Origin of the sequence: Nocardia colli, from assembly GCF_008704205.1 — a bacterium.
GTDB lineage: Bacteria > Actinomycetota > Actinomycetes > Mycobacteriales > Mycobacteriaceae > Nocardia > Nocardia colli.
In genome coordinates, this window is the sequence record NZ_VXLC01000001.1 from 869,411 (window position 1) to 889,767 (window position 20,357).

At 68.8% G+C, this 20,357-nt stretch carries 17 protein-coding genes; 9 read left to right on the forward strand and 8 right to left on the reverse strand.

The features are described from left to right. The first annotated feature begins 7 nt into the window (after window positions 1–7). The gene (locus tag F3087_RS04235; protein WP_223884866.1) at window positions 8–1,525 is read left to right on the forward strand and encodes an alpha/beta fold hydrolase; all 1,518 of its coding nucleotides are present in this window, start codon (window positions 8–10) and stop codon (window positions 1,523–1,525) included. A gap of 25 nt (window positions 1,526–1,550) precedes the next feature. On the opposite strand, the gene F3087_RS04240 is transcribed toward F3087_RS04235, so the two are convergent. Further along, window positions 1,551–2,705 carry an NAD(P)/FAD-dependent oxidoreductase gene (locus F3087_RS04240; RefSeq protein ID WP_223884867.1) on the reverse strand — a complete coding sequence of 385 codons (1,155 nt, stop codon included), beginning with the start codon at window positions 2,703–2,705 and terminating at the stop codon, window positions 1,551–1,553. On the opposite strand from F3087_RS04240, the gene F3087_RS46420 reads away from it, so the two are divergent. Continuing rightward, complete coding sequence (locus F3087_RS46420) at window positions 2,586–2,873, forward strand: hypothetical protein (RefSeq protein WP_223884881.1); 288 nt, start codon at window positions 2,586–2,588, stop codon at window positions 2,871–2,873. The genes F3087_RS04240 and F3087_RS46420 overlap by 120 nt on opposite strands. A gap of 106 nt (window positions 2,874–2,979) precedes the next feature. On the opposite strand, the gene F3087_RS04245 is transcribed toward F3087_RS46420, so the two are convergent. Next, a complete protein-coding gene (locus F3087_RS04245; protein ID WP_191093759.1) occupies window positions 2,980–4,860 on the reverse strand; it encodes an ABC transporter ATP-binding protein in 1,881 nt (626 codons plus the stop codon). Window positions 4,861–5,080: 220 nt separating this feature from the next. On the opposite strand from F3087_RS04245, the gene F3087_RS04250 reads away from it, so the two are divergent. Then, entirely contained in the window at window positions 5,081–7,915 is a 2,835-nt protein-coding gene (locus F3087_RS04250) for an FAD-binding and (Fe-S)-binding domain-containing protein (RefSeq protein ID WP_150400404.1), read from the forward strand. A 361-nt stretch (window positions 7,916–8,276) separates the two neighbouring features. After that, window positions 8,277–9,224 (forward strand): DNA-3-methyladenine glycosylase family protein, encoded by a 948-nt coding sequence (locus F3087_RS04255; RefSeq protein ID WP_150400405.1) that lies wholly within the window; start codon window positions 8,277–8,279, stop codon window positions 9,222–9,224. A gap of 4 nt (window positions 9,225–9,228) precedes the next feature. Here the strand turns inward: F3087_RS04255 and F3087_RS04260 are convergent, their stop codons facing one another. Continuing rightward, window positions 9,229–9,945, reverse strand: coding sequence for a TetR/AcrR family transcriptional regulator (locus F3087_RS04260; protein ID WP_223884810.1), 717 nt, complete (start codon window positions 9,943–9,945; stop codon window positions 9,229–9,231). Between the two features lie 127 nt (window positions 9,946–10,072). Between F3087_RS04260 and F3087_RS04265 the strand changes: the two genes are divergently transcribed. Continuing rightward, a complete protein-coding gene (locus tag F3087_RS04265; protein ID WP_150400407.1) occupies window positions 10,073–11,578 on the forward strand; it encodes an MFS transporter in 1,506 nt (501 codons plus the stop codon). A gap of 76 nt (window positions 11,579–11,654) precedes the next feature. Here the strand turns inward: F3087_RS04265 and F3087_RS04270 are convergent, their stop codons facing one another. Both F3087_RS04270 and F3087_RS04275 read right to left on the reverse strand, forming a co-directional pair. Next, window positions 11,655–12,650, reverse strand: coding sequence for an oxidoreductase (locus tag F3087_RS04270; RefSeq protein WP_150400408.1), 996 nt, complete (start codon window positions 12,648–12,650; stop codon window positions 11,655–11,657). 51 nt (window positions 12,651–12,701) lie between these two features. Further along, window positions 12,702–13,772: a DNA polymerase IV gene (locus F3087_RS04275; protein WP_150400409.1), complete on the reverse strand. Its 1,071-nt coding sequence runs from the start codon at window positions 13,770–13,772 to the stop codon at window positions 12,702–12,704. A gap of 111 nt (window positions 13,773–13,883) precedes the next feature. On the opposite strand from F3087_RS04275, the gene F3087_RS04280 reads away from it, so the two are divergent. After that, a complete protein-coding gene (locus F3087_RS04280) occupies window positions 13,884–14,438 on the forward strand; it encodes a TetR/AcrR family transcriptional regulator (RefSeq protein ID WP_150400410.1) in 555 nt (184 codons plus the stop codon). Beyond that, the gene (locus F3087_RS04285; RefSeq protein WP_150400411.1) at window positions 14,438–14,869 is read left to right on the forward strand and encodes a PaaI family thioesterase; all 432 of its coding nucleotides are present in this window, start codon (window positions 14,438–14,440) and stop codon (window positions 14,867–14,869) included. The genes F3087_RS04280 and F3087_RS04285 overlap by 1 nt, the downstream gene beginning before the upstream one ends. Window positions 14,870–14,929: 60 nt before the next feature. Here F3087_RS04285 and F3087_RS04290 read toward each other — a convergent pair whose 3' ends face one another. Both F3087_RS04290 and lon read right to left on the reverse strand, forming a co-directional pair. Then, a complete protein-coding gene (locus F3087_RS04290) occupies window positions 14,930–16,561 on the reverse strand; it encodes an FAD-dependent monooxygenase (RefSeq protein WP_150400412.1) in 1,632 nt (543 codons plus the stop codon). Window positions 16,562–16,657: 96 nt separating this feature from the next. Continuing rightward, on the reverse strand, window positions 16,658–19,018 hold the full coding sequence (gene lon / locus F3087_RS04295) for an endopeptidase La (protein ID WP_263407197.1): 2,361 nt from the start codon (window positions 19,016–19,018) through the stop codon (window positions 16,658–16,660). A gap of 206 nt (window positions 19,019–19,224) precedes the next feature. Here lon and F3087_RS45810 point away from each other — a divergent pair, with 206 nt between their 5' ends. Continuing rightward, on the forward strand, window positions 19,225–19,365 hold the full coding sequence (locus tag F3087_RS45810; protein WP_191093760.1) for a hypothetical protein: 141 nt from the start codon (window positions 19,225–19,227) through the stop codon (window positions 19,363–19,365). After that, a complete protein-coding gene (locus F3087_RS04300; protein ID WP_150400413.1) occupies window positions 19,362–19,637 on the forward strand; it encodes a hypothetical protein in 276 nt (91 codons plus the stop codon). The genes F3087_RS45810 and F3087_RS04300 overlap by 4 nt, the downstream gene beginning before the upstream one ends. 41 nt (window positions 19,638–19,678) lie before the next feature. Here F3087_RS04300 and F3087_RS04305 read toward each other — a convergent pair whose 3' ends face one another. Then, window positions 19,679–20,242: a dihydrofolate reductase family protein gene (locus tag F3087_RS04305; protein WP_150400414.1), complete on the reverse strand. Its 564-nt coding sequence runs from the start codon at window positions 20,240–20,242 to the stop codon at window positions 19,679–19,681. Window positions 20,243–20,357 lie beyond the last annotated feature (115 nt).

Sequence of the window (20,357 nt, forward strand, 5' to 3'; positions counted from 1 at the left end):
TCTGTTGGTGGTGCGGGTGTTGCGGCGGTCGGTGGCGGTTATCGCGGTGTCGGTGCTCGCCGCCGTGCCGGTCTACAGCAATGCCGCGCCCGGCGACGATGCGCGACCCGCCGGCCTCGACCGGTTCTACGGCCAGCAGCTGTACTGGCAGCCCTGCGAGATCGCGAACCTGGACAAGGCCGGCGGAGCATGCGCCGATGTGCTGGTGCCGCTCGACTATGGACACCTGGACGGGCGGACGATGACCGTGCGGATCTCGCGGGTCGAGGCCACCGATCCGGCTCGGCGCCAAGGGATTCTGCTGGCCAATCCGGGCGGGCCCGGCGGCGAGGGACTCGACAGTATCGATCTGCTCGGCGATGTGCTGACGCCGGAGGTCCTGGCGACGCACGACCTGATCGGGATGGATCCGCGCGGGGTCGGGGAGTCGGGGCGCAGTCCGCGCTGCGGGTGGCCGGTCGGCGAGATGATCCGTTCGGCGGGGCTGGATCCGCTCGGCTTCGTGCACGACACGGTGCAGTCGGTGGGCATGGCCGCGGGCTGCCTGGTGCACGACCCGGAGATGATGCGGCAGTTCACCACTCGGAATACCGCGCGGGACATGGACATCGTGCGCGGGGTGCTGGGCGAGCAGAAGATCGACTACTTCGGGCTGTCCTACGGCACCTACCTCGGTGCGGTGTTCACCCAGATGTTCCCGGACCGCAGCGGGCGGATCGTGCTGGACAGCGCGATCGATCCGGACCGGTATTGGGAAGGGCTGGTGCAGGATTGGGGGCCGGCCGACGGACGCGCCCTGGACGACTGGGCCACCTGGGCCGCGACGAAGGACGACACGTACCACTTCGGTGCGACGCCGCAGCTGGTGCGCGGCACGGTGGAGGACCTGCTGCATACGGTGGCGCGGCAGCCGATCGTCATGGACGGCTTCGCCATCGACGATCATTGGCTGCCGTTCATCCTGCACGGGATGCTGATGAACTTCCGGCTGAACGAGAAGCTGGCCGATACGGTGCGCGAGATCGCCGATGCCGCGGGCGGGCCGGCGACGTCGGCGCGGACGCCGTGGCTCAGCGCGACGATCACGGCGTTGCGCGATGGCGAGGATTCGACGTTGGCGCAGATCGCCTGCGGCGATGTCGGGGTGCCGCGGGATCCGGGGTGGTACTGGCGCAACATCGAGGAGACCCGAGTAAGTCAACCGGTGTTCGGGGCGATGGCGGGCAATATTCAGCCGTGCGCGTTCTGGGCGGGGCCGGTGGAACCGGCGACCGTGGTGCGTAACGCGGTGCCCGCGCTCATCCTGAATTCGAGCGGTGATCCGCGGACTCCGCTCGCGCATGCGGTTCGGTTGCATGCGGATATGTCCGGGTCGCGGCTGGTCACGTTGCAGGATGTGCGTATTCACATGACATTTCGGCCGGGGCTCAGTTCGTGTGTGAATGACGCGATCAATACGTACTTCGGTTCGGGTGCGCTGCCCGCGGAGGACACGACCTGTTACGCGGATCAGCCAAGCGCTTGAGCGACATTTCGCGGCGAATCAATTGTCAGCGCTGAACAGTTAGTTTATCGGGTCTGGCGTATGGGGCGTCATCGACCCAAGGTCGGCCCTCGGCGAATCGGGTCGACCGGAAGGCTGTGAGGTCGACCAGCTTCGGCGTTCCCTCGGTGATCCATTCGGCCAGGCAGATGCCGATCGCGGGGGCGGTTTTGAACGAGGTGCCGCTGTCGCCGGTCATCACCCAGAGACCAGGGACGGCAGGTATCTGATCGATGATGGGGTGGCCGTCCGCGCTGTACATGTAGGCGCCCGCCCAGCCGCCGCGCATAGTCGCCGCGGCGAAGCCCGGGAAGCGGTGTGCCATAGCCGATCTGGCACGGCCGACCGCAGCCGCATCGATGGTTTCGTCGGCGTCGTCCGGGCTGGCCGGGCGGGCCGCCACGCCGAGGCCGACCAGGGTCCCGGCATCGCCCTCGGGCCGGAACCAGGAGCCGCGGATCGAATCGATGACGACGCGATGCCTGCGGCCGAGATCGACGGTCGGCGGCCAGCGGAAGATCACCACCTGGGTGCGCGTCGGCGTCAGGCCGAGGTCGAGGCCGAGCGGGTGCAGGAGCTGGTCGGAGCGCGCGCCCGCGGCGAGCACGACTGTCTCCGTGGCGATGCGGCCCGCTTCGGTGTGCACACCTACGACGCGGTCGCCTCGGGTCACGATCTCCGTCGCGGTCGTCTCGGTCAGGATGAGCACGCCGAGCGCCGTTGCCGCCGTGGCGAATCCGTAGAGCGCGCCGTTGGGGTCGGCGGTGCCCGAACCCGGTTCGAAGGCGGCGACGGTGAGATCGTCGGTGCGGATCAGCGGTTCGATCGCGTGCGCCTCGTCCGCGGTGACGACGCTCGTCTCGACGCCGATCGCCTGTAGCGCAGCGACATTCGCGCGCAGGCGGGCCTCGTCGCGGGGCGCGACGAGGCGCAGGAAGCCGACCGGATCGAAGCCGGGCGAGCCCGCGCCGACCTCGTCGTCCCATTCGCGGAAGATGCGCAGGCTTTCCAGAGCGAGCCGGGCCTCGGGCACATTCGTATAGTGGCAGCGAACCAGTGCGCCCGATTTTCCGGTGGCGCCGGCGCCGAGGTGTTGCCGCTCGACTACGACCACATCGCGGAGGCCTCGTCTGGCCAGTTGAAACGCGGTCGATATGCCGATAATGCCGCCGCCGATAATCACGACGTCGGCCGTTTTCGGCTGGTGGACCGCCATTTCCGTCCTTTCGTTCCGCATGCGTGGTCGTCGACCGCAGAAAGAACATACGCGGGGCGGATCAGCTGGGGCCGCAGCTCAATGTATTGCTATTTGGTGTGTCGGGATCGGTGACACCATGCGATTTTCGAATTCGCGGAAGCGCCCCTGCTGTCCGCATACACCCGTCCGCGCCCGACCAGAATCTGGCCGGGCGCGGGCGAACAAGACGAGACCCAGCTCAGGCGGCTGCCGTCGCCGGTTCGTCGGCGAACTGGGTGCGGTACAGCTCCGCGTAGCGCCCCTCTTCGGCCAGCAGCTGAGTGTGCGTGCCGCGCTCGATGATTCGGCCGTCCTCCATGACCAGGATCTGATCGGCCGCGCGGATGGTGGACAGCCGGTGCGCGATCACCAGGGCGGTCCGGCCTTCCAGCGCCTCCGAAAGTGCCTCCTGGACCGCGGCTTCCGAGGTCGAGTCGAGCGAGGCGGTGGCCTCGTCGAGGATGACCACGCGCGGCTGCTTGAGCAGCAGGCGGGCGATGGTGAGGCGCTGGCGTTCGCCGCCGGAGAGGCGGTAGCCGCGTTCGCCGACCACGGTGTCCAGGCCGTCCGACAGCGATTCGACCAGGCCGCGTAACCGGGCGCGCTGCAACGCGTCCCACAGATCCGCCTCCTGCGCCTCGGGGCGGGCGAGCAGCAGGTTCGCGCGGATGGTGTCGTGGAACAGGTGCCCGTCCTGGGTGACCAGGCCGACGGTGTCCCGGATCGACTGGCTGGTCAGGTCGCGCACGTCGGTGCCGTTCAGCCGCACCGTGCCGCCGTCCACGTCGTAGAGCCGGGAAACCAGCTGGGCGACGGTGGATTTGCCGGCGCCCGAGGAACCGACCAGCGCGATGAGCTGTCCGGGCTCGGCGCGCAGCGACACGTCGTGCAGCACGTCGACGCCGCCGCGGGTGTCCAGGGTCGCGACGTCCTCCAGCGAGGCCAGCGACACCTTGTCCGCGGACGGGTAGCCGAAGGTCACGCCGTCCAGTTCGACCGCGACCGGTCCGTCCGGCACGGCCGCCGCGCCGGGCGCGTCCTCGATCAGCGGCTTGACGTCGAGCACCTCGAAGACCCGCTCGAAGCTCACCAGCGCGGCCATGATCTCCATCCGGGCGCTGGCCAGCGCGGTCAGCGGGGTGTAGAGCCTGGTCAGCAGCAACGAGAGGGCGACCACGGCGCCCGCGTCCAGCTGACCGCGCAGCGCGTACCAGCCGCCGAGGCCGTAGACCAGGGCGACCGCCAGCGCCGAGACCAGGGTGAGCGAGGTGACGAAGATGGTCTGCAGCATCGAGGTCCGCACGCCGATGTCGCGCACTCGGCGGGCGCGCAGCTCGAATTCGCTGGATTCCTGCTGCGGACGGCCGAACAGTTTGACCAGCGTCGCGCCCGGCGCGGAGAACCGCTCGGTCATCTGGGTGCTCATGGCGGCGTTCAACTTGGCCGCCTCGCGCTGCATGTCGGCCAGCCGGTTGCCCATCCGCCGGGCGGGCAGCACGAACACCGGCAGCAGGACCAGGGCGATCAGGGTGATCTGCCAGGAGATGCTGAGCATCACGCCGAGCGTGAGCGCGAGGGTGACCAGGTTGGCGACCACGCCGGACAGAGTGTCGCTGAACGCGCGCTGCGCGCCGATCACGTCGTTGTTCAACCGGCTGACCAGCGCGCCGGTCCGGGTGCGGGTGAAGAAGGCGATCGGCATCTTCTGCACGTGATCGAAGACCGCGGTGCGCAGATCGAGGATCAGGCCCTCGCCGATGCGCGAGGACAGCCAGCGGATGACCAAACCGAAGGCGGCATCGAAGATCGCCAGAACGGCGATGAGCAGGGCCAGGTCGACCACGACCCGCGGCGCGGCCCCGCCGACGATGTTGTTGACCACCCGGCCGGCCAGCACCGGCGTGGCGACGGCCAGCAGCGCCGACAGGACGCTGAACAGGAGGAACACGCCGATCCGGCGCCGGTGTGGCGCGGCGAATCGGAGAATGCGCCGCGCGGTGGCCAGGCTGAACTGCCGCTGCTCCTGTGGCGCGTTGGCCCGCCGGTACATCTGGCTCCAGGCCACCGATTCGATACTCACGACTGCGCCTCGCTAACGCTCGGCTCCGTCGCGAGCATCAGCACGCTGTGTCTTTGGTTCGCTCGCTGTCGCTCGCTCACGTTCTTCTCCCTCTCGCTCCCCACCATCAAAGCCCTCGGCACCGACACTAAGACCTCAACAAAGGTTGAGAGCAAGTCCATCCGCCGCAGCCGGATTCCGCGCTCAGCGAAAATTCGATGCCCGCGCCTAGGCTGGCCGGGTGACCAAGGACCGGGTGGTGGAGGCGCTGGGCGGCAGGCTCGACGGTGTGGTCGACGCGTCCGAACGGCGGCGGGCGGAGTATTCGTCGGACGCCTCCAATTATCGGGTGCTGCCGCGGGCTGTGGTGTTTCCCCGGTCGGACGAGGATGTAGCCGTCACGCTGGAGGTCGCCAAGGACAACGGGCTCTCGGTGACCGCGCGCGGCGGCGGGACCTCGGTGGCGGGCAATGCGATCGGGCCGGGCCTGGTGCTGGATTTCAGCAGGCATATGAATCGGATCGTGGAGGTTGACCCACAGGCGCGGGTGGCGAAGGTGCAGCCCGGTGTCGTGCTGTCGGAATTGCAGCGCGCCGCGCGGCCGCACGGGCTGCGGTTCGGGCCGGATCCGTCCACCCAGAACCGGTGCACGCTGGGCGGGATGATCGGCAACAATGCCTGCGGGCCCCGCGCGGTGGCCTGGGGACGTACCTCGGATACGGTGCGCGAACTGCGGATTCTCGACGGGAACGGGGTCGAGCGGACGCTGGCGAACGATCTGACGGTGCTGCCGGGGCTCGCCGAGTTCACCGCGGCGAATCTTGCGGTGCTGCGCACGGATTTGGGGCGCTTCGAACGCCAAGCCTCCGGTTATGGGCTCGAACATCTACTGCCCGAACGCGGTTCGGCGGTGGCCAAGGCCTTCGTCGGGTCCGAGGGGACCTGCGGGTTGCTGCTCGACGCGACGGTCGAGCTGGTCGCGCTGCCGAAGGCCGCGGTGTTGACCGTGCTCGGTTACCCCGATATCGCCACCGCCGCAGACAATGTCGCCGCGGTGATGGCGTGCCGGCCGACCGCGGTCGAGGGGATCGATGCGCGGTTGGTCGACGCGGTCCGGGCCCATCGCGGCACCGTTGCGGAACTGCCGCGCGGGGGCGGGTGGTTGTTCGTGGAAACGTCGGGTGACACACCCGCGGAGGCGGTGGCCATCGCCGAGCAGTTACGCCGGTCCGTCGACGCGCTCGACTCCCGGATCGTCACGGATCCCGCTGCGGCGGCGGCACTCTGGCACATCCGCGCGGACGGTGCGGGCCTGGCCGGCCGCACTCCGGACGGGCAGCCGGCCTGGCCCGGCTGGGAGGACGCGGCGGTGCCGCCGGAACGGCTCGGCGCCTACCTGCGTGATTTCGCGGACCTGACGGCGGAGCACGGTGTGGACGGCCTGCTGTACGGCCATATCGGCGACGGGTGCATTCATGTGCGGCTGGATCTCCCGATCGCCGACGCGCCGCGACGCTTCCGGCGATTTCTGTTCGACGCGGCCGGACTGGTTGTCCGGCACGGCGGTTCGCTGTCCGGCGAACACGGTGACGGGCGGGCCCGCTCGGAGTTGCTCTCGCTCATGTACTCCCGCCGGGTGCTCGACATATTCGCCGGGTACAAGGCGCTTTTCGATCCCGGCGACGTACTCAACCCGGGAGTGCTCGTCGACCCGCGACCGATCGACGCCGACCTGCGACTGGTCGGGCTGCCGCTGCTGCCCGCCTCGGGCGGCTTCGCGTTCCCGCACGACCACGGCGATCTGAGTACCGCGGTGCATCGCTGCGTCGGCGTCGGCAAGTGCCGGGCCGATACCCGCGCCGCCGGTGGGTTCATGTGCCCGTCCTATCTGGCCACCAAGGACGAGAAGGACAGCACCCGCGGCCGGGCCAGGGTGTTGCAGGAGGTGGTGCGCGGCGCGCTGCCGTGGTCGTCCGACGCGGTCGCCGAGTCGCTGGATCTGTGCCTGTCCTGCAAGGCCTGTCGCTCGGACTGCCCGGCGGGCGTCGACGTGGCGGCCTACAGGGCCGAGGCGCTGTACCGCCGATACCGGCACCGGCCGCGACCGGTCGACCACTACTCCCTCGGCTGGCTGCCGCGCTGGCTGGCCTTGGCGACCCGCGTGCCGCGCGCGGCCAACCGGCTGGCGGACAACGCGGTGCTGCGCCGAATCGGGTTGCGCGCGGCGGGCATTGATCCGCGCCGCGAAGTACCGCGACTGGCCGACCGGAGTTTCCGCCGGATGTGGCGTGACCTCGGCGGAGTCGTCCCGCCCGCGGTACCAGGACTCGATTCGGTGGATACCCCGACCGCCGCGGTCGAAGCCGGCGCGGACCGCCCCGAGGTGATGCTGTGGGTCGACACCTTCACCGACGCCTTCGATCCCGAGATCGCCCTGGCGGCAGCGCGATTGGTGCAGTCGCTCGGCTACCGGGTGCGCATTCCGGCTCGGCGCGTGTGCTGCGGGCTCACCTGGATCAGCACCGGTCAGCTGGACGGCGCACGCGCCCGTCTGCGCGCCACGCTGGACGCACTCGATGAGCATGTACGCGGCGGCGGCATCGTGCTCGGGCTGGAACCGTCGTGCACCGCGGTGTTGCGCTCGGACCTGCCCGAATTGCTACCGGAGGACCCGCGCGCGACGGCGACGGCCCAGGCCGTGCGCACGCTCGCCGAGTTCTTGGCCGGACAGGTGAACTGGCGGCCGCCACAATCGCAGGGCCGGACAGTTGTGGTGCAACCGCATTGTCACCAGCACGCGATTATGGGATTCGACGCAGATCGCCAGTTATTAGCCACAATGGGAATCAATGTGACAGAAATCACCGGATGCTGCGGCCTCGCGGGAAACTTCGGAATGCAGCGTGACCATTACGACATTTCGGTCGCGGTGGCCGAGAACGGCCTGCTCCCCGCGCTGCGTACCGCCGACCAAGAAACGATCTTGCTCGCGGACGGCTTCTCCTGCCGGACCCAGGCCGCGCAACTGACCGGACGCCAAGGCCGCCATCTGGCCCAGTTTCTGCTGGAGCAGTGAGACTTTCGCGCGCTCGCCGGACGATTATCGCGGCGAGTGCGCGATACGGGTCAGCTGCCGAACGGCAGGGTGCCGGGCGGAATCTGATAACCCGAACTGCCTGCGGAAACACCGCCCCAGGCGGTGAGCAACCAGTTGAGCAAGTTGGTGATCATTCGATACCTCCATGTGGCGACTGCCAGCTGTTTGCCGATCGGAACGAATATCGCCACATCCATTCTTCGCGTTACAAAATATCGGAGACCTGCGGTCATGCATATCCGGTATCGAATAGCGCCGAATTGCGTTGCGCGCGAGTAGTTTCTCGATCGACCGTGGCCTGACGCACATTCAGGGATACGCGATCGGGCAGAATGGACCGATGCGTAACGCGACGGTCGAACCGGTAGGAGACCCCACCGGTCTGGCCAGGACCGTGACGTCCGACCGCCCGATCGACCTGGCCGCCACCATCGCCCCGCTGCGCCGCGGCGCCGGCGATCCGTGCCACCACATGACCCGCGACGGCGCGCACTGGCACGCCTCCCGCATGACCTCGGGCCCGGTCACCTATCGGCTCACCCAGTCCGGACCGGCCGCGGTGCAAGGCAAGGCCTGGGGTCCGGGCGCCGAGGAATTCCTGGACGGGCTCGACCACATGCTGTGCCTGGACGAGGACGTGCACGGCTTCGTCCCGGACCACCCGAAGCTCATCGAGGCGCATCGGCGCTTCCCCGGATTGCGCATGCTGCGCACCGGCCTGGTCTTCGAGGCGCTGGTCCCGGCGATCATGGAGCAGAAGGTGCACAACATCTCGGCCCGCGATTCCTGGCGAAAGCTGGTGCGGCAGTTCGGCGATCCCGCGCCGGGACCGGGGCCGGAGAGCCTGCGGCTGCCGCCCGAGGCCGACACCTGGCGGCGGGTGCCGTCCTGGGCGTTCCATCGCGCGAATGTCACTCCGCAGCGGGCGCAGACGATCGTGCGGGCCGCCAGGGTGGCGAGTTCGCTGGAACGCGCGGCGGGCGTCGACCCCGCCGAGGCCGCCCGCAGGCTCCGATCGATCCCGGGGATCAGCGTGTGGACCGCCGCCGAGACCGCGCAGCGCGCGTTCGGCGACGCGGACGCGCTCTCGGTCGGCGACTACAACCTCGCGCCGATGATCGGCTGGACCCTGCTCGGCCACGCGATCGACGACGACACGATGGTCGAATACCTGGAACCCCTTCGGCCGCACCGCTATCGGGCGGTGCGCCTGCTGGAGGTCAGCGGGCAGGCGTTCAAGCCGAAGTTCGGCCCGCGCACCCCGATCACCGATCACACCTGGCACTGAAGCCTCAGCCCAGGCGCGCGCCGAGCCCGTCCAGCACGCGGTCCAGGCCGTAGCGGAACTTCCGGTCGCGCCGCTCGACCGGGTCGGTATCCCAGTCCTCGTCCTGCTGGAACCGGGGATAGTCCTTGGCGGCCTCCTCGGCGGCAGGCCGCAGTTGCGCGACGAACTCCTGCTCGGTCTGCCCTGACCGGGCGAGCAGCGCCAGCCAGGCCGCCTCGGCGATGCCCATCCCGACGACGTAACTCATCACGGCACTGATCGCGTCGCTCGTCTCCGCCGCCGGAAAGCCGCCGGCCTCGAACAGTCCCACCAGGCCGTCGTTGAGCCGCATGACGTTCGGGCCCAGGTAGGACAGCCCGACCTGGCCGAGGGTCGAGGCCATCCATGGATGCCGCGTGATCATCGCGCGCAGGCTTTCCGCGCAGTCCGCGGTGGCCGTGCGCCAGGCCGCCGGGTCGGCGATCTCGGGCACCCGGATCTCGCCGTAGACCTCGTCGACGACCAGCTCGATGAGCTCGTCGCGGTTGGCCACGTGCCGGTAGAGGGAGGTCGCGCCGGCATTGAGCCGGGCGCCCAGCTGGCGCATGGTGAGCGCCTCCATACCCTCCGCGTCCAGCAGCGCGACCGCCTCGGCGACGATCTGCTCCCTGGTCAGCGCGGGCTGCTCCCGGCCTTTGCGCGGACGCGTCCACACCGATCCGACCTGCTTTTCGACGGCCACGTCGACTCCCTTCGGTTGCCACCCACAGTAGCGCACGATGTTCGCACTTGCGAACACATAGAAATGATGCGTACATTGTTCGCAATAGCAGAACGACGTACGCAACACCGTGAGAAGAGAGTTACCGATGGACGCGATGGACACCCGCAACCCGAAGCGCTGGTGGATTCTGATCGTGCTGTGCCTCAGCACGCTGGTCCTGGTCATCGACAATTTCGTGCTGGCCGTCGCGGTGCCGGCGCTGGCCGCGGATCTGCACGCGAGCGCCCAGGACATCCAGTGGATCCTGGACTCCTACATCCTCGTTTTCGCGGGTCTGCTGCTCACCTCGGGCAGCCTGGCCGACCGGTTCGGCCGGCGCCGGGTGATGCTCATCGGGCTCGCCCTGTTCGGGGTCGCGTCACTCGGGGCCACTCTGGCGTCGAGCCCGGTCGAGCTGATCGTGGCCCGCACCGTGATGGGCATCGGCGGCGCGCTGGTACTGCCGAGCACGCTGTCGATCCTGATCACCGTGTTCGACGCCGAGGAGCGGCGCAAGGCGATGAGCTTCTGGAGCGCCGCGTCGGTGCTCGGCCTGGTCGGCGGACCGGTGCTCGGCGGGGTGCTGATCGCGCACTTCTGGTGGGGTGCCGCGTTTTTGATCAATATCCCGGTCGCCGCGGTCGCGATCATCGCGGCGCTGGTGTTGATGCCGGAATCGAAGGGGCCGTGGACCGAGCCGGATGTGCCCGGCGCGGTGCTGTCCATGATCGGGATGACCGCGCTGGTATGGACCATCATCGAATTCCCCGAGGGCGGTTTCGATCACGCGTCGACGGTGGGCACGCTGGTGGTCGCGGTTGCCAGTCTGGTGGCATTCCTGGTGTGGGAGAAGCGCGTCGAGCATCCGATGGTGCCGCTGGAGCTGTTCCGCAACCGTGACTTCGCCGGCGGCAGCCTGTCGCTGACGCTGGTCCAGGTGGCCAACGGTGGTCTGCTGCTGGTGCTTACCCAGTATCTGCAATTCGTGCTCGGCTACTCGCCGACCGAGGCGGGGCTGGCGTTCATCCCGATGATGGCCGCGTCCATCGTGTTCAACGGGCTCGGGGCGGGTCTGGGCAACAAGGTCGGCAACCGCACGCTGGCGGTGACCGGCATGCTCGTCTCGACCGCCGGGCTCGGGCTGCTGGCCGGTCTGTCCGCGGACAGCGGATTCGGGGTGCTGGCCGGCGCGCTGGTGGTGCTCGGCGCCGGGGCCGGGCTCGCGCAGCCGGCCGCCATCGCCGCGCTGATGGGGGCGGTGCCGCCGGAGCAGGCGGGCGTCGGGTCCGCGCTGAACGACACCATCCAGCAGGCCGGCGCCGCGCTGGGCATCGCGGTGCTCGGCAGCATCCTGTCCAGCACCTTCACCAGCGGCATGCCGGACTCGGCTCCCGCGGCGGCGCGGCATTCGATCGGCGACGCGCTGGCGCTGGCGGCACAGACCGGGGACACCGCGCTGCTCGGCACCGCGCGGGAGGCGTTCACCAACGCCATGTCGGTCAGCTTCCTCGCGGGTGGCGCCGGAATCCTGGCCGGGGCGATCGTCGCCCTGTTCGTCATGCGCAACGCCAAGACCGCGCCGGCAGTCGAAGCGGCGGCCCTCGTCGACTAGGACAACCGAATACCGAAGGACCGGCCCGATCGCTGATCGGACCGGTCCTTCGGTCTATGGAATTAGTTCTGCCCGTTCAGAATTCGCCGAGGACGTTGAAGACCGTACGCCCGGTGTGCGTGCCGCCCTGGATGGAATGCAGCACCTTCTCCGCATCAGTGATCGAGGCGAACTGGGTCAGTGCCGAAAGATGCTGCGGGCGCAGCTCGTTGGCCAGCCGGGTCCACAGCTCGCGGCGCTTCTCGATCGGCACGAACACCGAATCGATGCCGAGCAGGTCCACCCCGCGCAGGATGAACGGCAACACGGTGGTCGGCAGGCCGGAACCGCCGGTCAGGCCGCTGACCGCGACCGCACCGCCGTATCCGATGGCGCTGAGGATGTAGGCGAGCGACTTGCCGCCGACGCTGTCGATCGCGGCGGCCCAGCGGGCCTTGTTCAACGGCCGCGGCTTGGCGTCGGGGTCCTCGGGCAGCCGGCCGATGATCTCGTTGGCGCCGAGTTCGCCGAGCAGATCGCTCGCGTCGGTCTTGCCGGTGGAGGCGATGATCTCGAAGCCGAGGCCGGACAGGATGTCGATGCTCACGCTGCCGACGCCGCCGGTCGCGCCGGTGACCAGCACCGCGCCCGTCTCCGGGGTGATGCCGCGGTCGAGCAGCGACTGCACGCTCAAGCCGGCGGTGAAGCCCGCGGTGCCGAGCGCGGCGGCGTCCCTGGGGCTCAGGCCGTCCAGCTTCACCACCCAGTCGGCGGGCACCCTGGCGTATTCGGCGAACCCGCCGTTGTGCGAGACGCCGATGTCGTAGCCGTGCGCGACCACCAGGTCGCCGGGGGTGAAGTCGTCGTCCTCGGAGGAGACCACCTCGCCGGTGATGTCGATGCCGGGCACGATCGGATACTTCCGCACCACCCCGCCGCCGGGGGTGATCGCCAGCCCGTCCTTGTAGTTCGCGCTGGAGAAGTGCACCTTGATGGTCACCTCACCAGGCCCGAGGAAATCGTCCCCGACCTCCTGCTTGGTCAGAACGATCCCGCTGTCCGATTCATGCGCCACCATCGCCCAGAACTCCATGCGACGAGCATACGAGCGTCTGTCCCAGACCGCGCAGCACGCGCGGCCGGGCTACTCCGGGACCAGTTCGAGGCGGACGCCGAGCAGGCGGATCGGGCGGTCCAGGGTGAAGCGGTCGATGATGCGCAGCGCGGCCTCGGTGATCTCGGCGGGGTCGATGGTCGGCGCGGGCAGTTTTTCCTGCTTGCTGCGGGTGTAGAAGGTATTGGTCCGCACGGTCACCGAGACCCGGGTGCCGACCCGGCCCACCTCGGCCATTTCCTCGGTCACCTCGGTGGCCAGGCGGGCCACCTGGGCGCGGATCTCGGCGGGGTCGGTGAGGTCGTGCGGGAAGGTCTCGGATTTGCTGCGGCCCAACGGGACTCGCGGTTCGGTGGTGACGTCGGTGTCGCCCTTGCCGTGGCCGAGGACCCAGAGGTAGGGGCCGGTGTTCGGGCCGAATTCGGCGGCGAGCCGCTGCCGGTCCGCGGCCATCAGGTCGGCGACGGTGCTGATGCCGAGGTCGGCCAGGCGGGTGGCGATCCGGCTTCCGATGCCCCACAACGCATTTGTCGGACGGTGCGCCATCACCTCGGTCCAGTTCGCGGCGGTCAGCCGGAAGACGCCGGTGGCCGCGCCCGCGTCGTCAGCCGGTCCGGCATCGGACTTGCCGGTCGATTTGGCGATGCCGGTGGCGAGTTTGGCGGTGAGCTTGTTGTCGCCGATGCCGATCGAACAGGACAGTTCCAATTGTGCTATCGCGGCGCGGATTTCGCCGGCCAGCGCTTCCGGATCGTCGGTGTCGGTGGCGAGGAACGCCTCGTCCCAGCCCCACACCTCGACCCGGCCGGGGAAGGTGCGCAGCAGCGACATGACCTCGTCCGAGGCCTCCTCGTAACTGACCATGTCCAGGGGCAGGAACACGCCCTCGGGGCATTTGCGCTGGGCGCTGCGCAGCGCCATCCCGGCCCGCACGCCGAACGCGCGCGCCGGATAGGACGCGCAGGTGACCACCTTGCGCGGCTCGGCCGGATCACCGTTGCCGCCGACGATGACCGGCAGGCCGCGCAGCTCCGGGTGGCGGCGGAACTCCACCGCCGCCTGGAACTGATCGAGATCGACATGCAACAGCCATCTGGCCATATCACCGTCTTACCGCACCGGTGTGACAGGAAGCGGGAACTCCGCCCCGATCGGCCGAGGACGGCGGCGTCGGCTATTGCGTTGTCCGTAAAACAGAATTAAATTCTGTCTGTGAAGATTCGAGATCGGTTGCTGCTGGCGGCCGAGCGGCAGTTCGCGGAGCGGGGGGCGCTGGACGCGACGCTGGCGCAGATCCGCGAGGCCGCCGGGGCCAGCGTCGGCGCGCTCTATCACCACTTTCCGGACAAGGCGGATCTGTACCGGCAGGTGTGGGCGAACGCGCTGGCCGACTATCAGCAGCATTTCTGGTCGGCGGTCGGCGACAGTTCCGATGCCAGGGAAGGGGTCACGGCGGGGGTGCGCGAACACCTGCGCTGGGTCGCCGACAATCAGTACCGGGCAAAGGTTCTGCTGTCCGCGCGGCCGCCGGGGGTACGCGAGAGCGACAGCAATCGCGAGTTCCTGCGCAACGTCGCCCGCTGGTGGCGCACCCACGCCGGATACGGTGCGGTGCGCGATCTTTCGCTCGATCTCGTCTACGCGCTGTGGCTCGGCCCGGCGCAGGAATACGCCCGACATTGGCTGGGCGGCAACATGGTTGCCGCGCCGACCGACATCGCCGACGAACTCGCCGACGCGGCGTGGCTGACCCTGGGAACAAGCTGATGATCATCGATATCGACCTCGCCAAGCAGGTCCTGGCCGCACAACCGTTCGCCGAGCTGGTCGGCACCGAGATCGCCGAATTCGGGGACGGCACAGTCACCCTGGTGATTCCGATCCGTCCCGAACTGGGCCAGCAGTTCGGCTTCGTGCACGGCGGTGTGCTGTCCTACGCGGCCGACAACGCGCTCACCTTCGCCGCGGGCACCGCGCTCGGCGCGAACGTGCTGACCGGCGGCTTCACCATCACATATCTGCGCCCCGCCAAGGGAATTCGGTTGCGGGCCGTGGCCACCGTCACCGGCGCCACCCGCCGGCAGGCCGTGGTGCAGTGCGAGATCTATACCGAGGATGCCGATGGCGAGAGTGTGCTGTGCGCGGTCGCGCAGGGGACGGCGCGCAGCGTCGAGCGGGAGCTGGCCGGGCACGCGTGATCGGTTGTCCGCGTTACCGTTTCGGGCCGGGCACAGCGGGGTTGTCCGGCCCGGGTTCGGTTACCAGGTGGCCGCCGCGGTCGTGGTCTCGTCGAGAATGTTTGTGCCGCTGGAAGAGTCGCCGACGAGGTGGCGCAGCGCCGCGGTGAGGGTGCTCGGGTAGAGGTCCTCGTCGGAGCGGCCCGCGACGATTCCGTCCGGGCGGACCAGCAGGGCGCCGCCCTCGGGCAGCCCGGTGCGCGTTGCCCATTCGGCCATCGGCAGGGCGTGCACGATGATGTCGATTCCGGTCTCCCACTGCGCTTCGGCGACCGCGTCGCGCCAGGCGGCCGAGGTGCCGGTGACCAGCAGGGCGAAGCCGGGACCGTTCAGGTCGAGGGTCGAGATCTGCTGCGACTGATCGATCCACACGTGCGGGACCCGGGTGCCGAGCTGGCCGGTCAGTTCGTCGACGTGCGGCGAACCCGGGCTGCCGCCGCCGAGGATTGCGGTGGAGGAGTATCGGTATCGGGTCATCACCGTGTCATGGGGCAGTTGCCGGGCGCGATCGGCGGCGTTATCCGGGGTCTCGACGCCGTAGCGAGTGTTGAAATCGGTGCCGAGGCGGGCCTGTTCGGCGGCGACGATCGCGCGCGGCCTGCGCTCCGGCAGGTAGGTGTCGAGCAGTTCGGGTCCAGCCGTGCCGGACAGCACCGACGCCAGTTTCCAAATCAGGTTGTGCGCGTCCGCGATTCCGGTGTTGGCGCCGAAACCGCCCCACGGTGCGTGGCGGTGCGCGGCATCGCCGGCCAGGAAGATCCGGCCGCGGCGGTATTCGTCCGCGACGAACACACCGGTGTCCCAGGCGGACTTCGCCAATACCTCGACGTCGATGTCCGGCACGCCGATGGCCGCCCGGACCAGCTCGACGCAGCGAGCCACGGGGTAGTCGGCGGGACTTTCCCGCTCGGCATCGTATTCGAGATGGAACGACCATTCGTCGGTGTTGTTCTTGGTCAGCACCAAGCCACGCACCGAGTTGTTGGCGATTTCGCACTGGCTGAAGGTTCTGCCGTCCAGCACCTCGGTGAGGTCCGTCCGCACAAAGACGTTGATGCAGTGGTGGGTCGGCGGCAGTTCCCAGCCGGTGATCCCGAGCTCCCGCCGGATCGGGCTGCCCGCGCCGTCGGCGGCGATCAGATAATCGGCCCGAATGAACGAGACGTCACCCGCCTGATCGCGCACGGTCGCGGTGACCCCGCCACGGTCCGCCGCGAATTCGGCCAGCTCGACCCCGAAGCGCAGGTCACCTCCGCGTTCGCGGGCCAGGCCGGCCAGCAGCGGCTCGAGCTGCACCTGCGGCAGGAAACAGAAGCTGGACGGGCTCGGCTCGCGATCGGCCAAGCTCTGCCGCAAATGGGTGAGGTCGAGCGGCTCGGACGTCATCAGCGTGGCGCCGCGGCGGGCGCCACCGAACTGCCCCGCCTTCAACGCGCTCGCCGCCACCTGCTGTACCCGCTTGTCGATGCCGATCTGCCGGAACAGCTCGACCGTCCGGATATGCACGCCGCGCGACCGCGGCAGCACCGACGCACCCGTCCGCTTCTCCACGAGCACGAACGGCACCCCGTGATACTCGAGGAAGAGCGCGGCGGACAGACCGACCAGGCCGCCGCCGACGATGAGCACGGGCACTTGCTGCGTCGAAGTCATGCCCCGATGCTCCGCCCACCCGCTTGCACCACCCTTGCGTGCCGATTACACGAGAACGGGCCGGGCACCATCCGGTGCCCGGCCCGTTCACCCACGTCAGGCGGTGGCCGCGAAGGTCCGTCCGTCCAGGGCCGGTTCGGCGACCGGCTCGATGGCGTAGGCCAGGATGTCGGCCACGTCGCCGACGGGGCGGACATCCAGTGCGGCAAGCACTTCGGCGGGGACGTCGTCCAGGTCCGGCTCGTTGCGGGCCGGGATGAACACCGTCTTCAGGCCGGCCCGCTGAGCGGCGAGCAGCTTCTGCTTGACGCCGCCGATCGGCAGCACCCGTCCGTTCAGCGTGACCTCGCCGGTCATGCCCACGTCCGCGCGCACCTGCCGGCCCAGGGCCAGCGACACCAGGGCGGTGACCATGGTGACGCCCGCCGACGGTCCGTCCTTCGGGACCGCGCCCGCCGGGAAGTGCACGTGGATGTTGCGATCCAGCACCGACGGTTCGATGCCGATCTCCTCCAGGTGCGAGCGCACGTAGGTCAGCGCGATCTGCGCGGACTCCTTCATCACGTCGCCGAGCTGACCGGTCAGGGTCAGCGAACGCTCGCCCTCCGCGACGTTGGCCTCGATGTAGAGGACGTCGCCGCCGAGGCCGGTGACCGCCAGTCCGGTCGCCACACCCGGGACCGCGGTGCGTTCCACCGAGTCGGGGGTGAAGCGGGGACGGCCCAGGTAGTCCTTCAGCTCACCCAGGTCGATGATCAGCGACTTCTGCTCGCCGCCTGCGGATTTCACCAGTCCGTCGTAACCCAGCTCGGCCTCGTAGCCGAGATCGGTTGGAGCAGTACTGAGTCCATCCTCGGACAGTCGAGTCGCGGCCTTGCGCAACGCCTTCGCGATCAAGCGCTCCATCTGCCGCACGCCGGCTTCCCGGGTGTAGTTGGCGGCGATCTCGCGCAGGGCCGCGTCGGTGATGGTCACCTCGTCGGTGGTCAGCGCGTTGCGTTCCAGCTGCCGGGGCACCAGGAAGTCGCGGGCGATGCCGACCTTGTCGTCCTCGGTGTAGCCGTCCACGGTGATCAGTTCCATCCGGTCCAGCAGCGGGCCGGGGATGGTGTCCATGACATTGGCGGTCGCGATGAACAGCACGTCGGACAGGTCCAGATCCAGGTCCAGGTAGTGATCGCGGAACGTGTGGTTCTGCGCCGGATCCAGCACCTCGAGCAGCGCGGCCGCCGGGTCACCCCGGAAGTCCGAGCCGACCTTGTCGATCTCGTCCAGCAGGACAACGGGATTCAGCGAACCCGCCTCCTTGATCGCGCGGACGATGCGGCCGGGCAGCGCGCCGACGTAGGTGCGCCGGTGCCCGCGGATCTCCGCCTCGTCGCGCACGCCGCCGAGGGCGACGCGAACGAACTTGCGGCCCATGGCCCGAGCCACGGATTCACCGAGCGAGGTCTTGCCGACACCGGGCGGGCCGACCAGCGCGAGCACCGCGCCGGAGCCGCGGCCGCCGACGACCTCGAGTCCGCGCGAGGCCCGCCGGGAACGCACGGCCAAGTACTCGACCATGCGGTCCTTGACCTCGTCCAGGCCGTGGTGATCGGCGTCCAGTACCGCGCGGGCGGCCGAAACATCGGTGCTGTCCGTGGTTTTCACCGTCCACGGCAGCTCGAGCACGGTGTCGAGCCAGGTCCGGATCCACCCGGTTTCCGGGCTCTGATCGCTGGCCCGCTCCAGCCTGCCGACCTCGCGCAGCGCCTCGGCGCGCACATTGTCGGGCAGGTCGGCCTGTTCGACCCGGGTGCGATAATCGTCGGCGCCGTCCGGTTCGTCCTCGCCGAGCTCCTTGCGGATGGCGTTGAGCTGCTGGCGCAGCAGGAACTCGCGCTGGCTCTTCTCCAGGCCCTCGCGCACGTCGTCACTGATCTTCTCGGTGACCTCGGCCTCGGCGATGTGGTCCTTGGTCCACTCGATCAGCGTGTTCAGCCGCTGGGTGACGTCGGGGGTTTCCAGCAGTTCGCGCTTCTGCTCGTCGGTCAGGTACGGCGCGTAACCCGCGGTGTCGGCGATCGCCGACGGATCGGTCAGCTGATTGACCGCGTCGATGATCTGCCAGGCCTCGCGGCGCTGCAACACCGAGACGACCAGCTTCTTGTATTCGGCGGCCAGCTCTTTCGTCCGGCCGTCCGGCGTCGGGATCTCGACCGGCTCGGCCTCGACCCACAGCGCGGCCCCGGGCCCGGTCACCCCGTGCCCGATCTTGGCGCGCCGCTCGGCCTTCAGCACGGCCGCCGGCGCGCCGCCGCGCATCCGGCCGACCTGTTCGATGGTGGCGACCACGCCGTAGGAGGCGTAGCCCTCGGTCAGCCGCGGCGCCAGCAGCACCGCGTCGGTCTTGGCCGCGCGCGCGGCATCGATGGCAGCCTGCGCCGATTCGTCCAGTTCGATGGGCACGACCATGCCCGGCAGCACGATCGGATCGGTCAGGAACAGCACCGGCAGGTTCTGTGGTGTAGTCACGTGTTCGACCCTTCCAAAAGTTGAGCGATACCAACTCAACCCCACCCCCATCCCCTTTGTTCCGGATACCTCCCCGCGTTCGCTGTGGGCGAAGAAGCGCGACCGTAACCGGGCTGCCAGACCTATGCCAAGGGCAGGGTCGGACATTGTGTGCGATCGACGACGCGACCAAGAAAGCGGTTATCGCCAAGGATGTGGCGGAGATCGCGCAGCTCAATCACACCCTCGACCGGCCGAAGACCGACTACGAGGTCGGTTCGGGCACCCAGCCCTGGGACAACGCGTGAATCCGAACTGGTCCAGCAATCGCGAACCCGACCTGGATACCGCCCGGATCCGGCTCGAGCACACCGACATCGAGGCATTACTCAACGAACCGGCGGTCGTCGACGAAGAATTCATGTCGAACCTCGCCGCAACGCCGATCGCCTCACCCGAACTCCAGGCCTACGCCGCGCGCGTCGCCAATGGCGAATGCCGTTGGTCCGACATCGAACAACTGGCCCGACGATTTCGACTCGTACCCAACCCACAAATCATGGCTGCAATAGGTCACTGAGCGGCAGTGCGCCGCCGGCCGGACATCCGCTCGACCCGAGGTCAGGAGGTCTTGGGGGCGTAGTGGAGGGCGGTTATGCCGCAGGTGAAGGGGGTTGCGGCGACTGTGTGGAGGGGTTGGTAGGTGGTGGGGAAGACGGGGAGGCCGGTGCCTATGGCGGTGGGGTTGATGAAGAGGTGGAGTTCGTCGATGAGTTGGGCGGCGATGAGAGAGGAGACGAGGGTGGCGCCGCCGTAGACGATGAGGTCGCCGCCGGGCTGGGACTTCAGGTCGGTGATGAAGGTGGTGAGGTCGCCGTTCGCGATGGTGGTGTTGGGCCAGGGGGAGGTGGTGAGGGTGGAGGAGACGACGACCTTGGGGGTGTTGTTCATCCAGTCGATGGTGGCCTGGTCTTCGCCGTCGGCCTCGGTGCGGGCGGCCCAGGTGGGGATGAAGCCTTCGGCGAGGTTGCGGCCGAGCAGGATGGTGTCGACGGATTCCATCACGGTGGCGATGTAGGCGCCGACGTCGTCGGTCCAGGGGAAGGTCATCCAGTCCATTTCGCCGTTCGGGCCGGCCATGTAGCCGTCGACGGTGGTTTGGACCTGGAGCTTGAGCTTGCGCATGGGGGTTCCTTTCGCGGGGCGAATCCGGTTCCGGGCCCGCCGTTCTGGTGTGTCCTTACTGTGCGGGAACCGGTTTACGGATTGTTTACGGTCCGCCGCGTGCGGGGCGACAGGG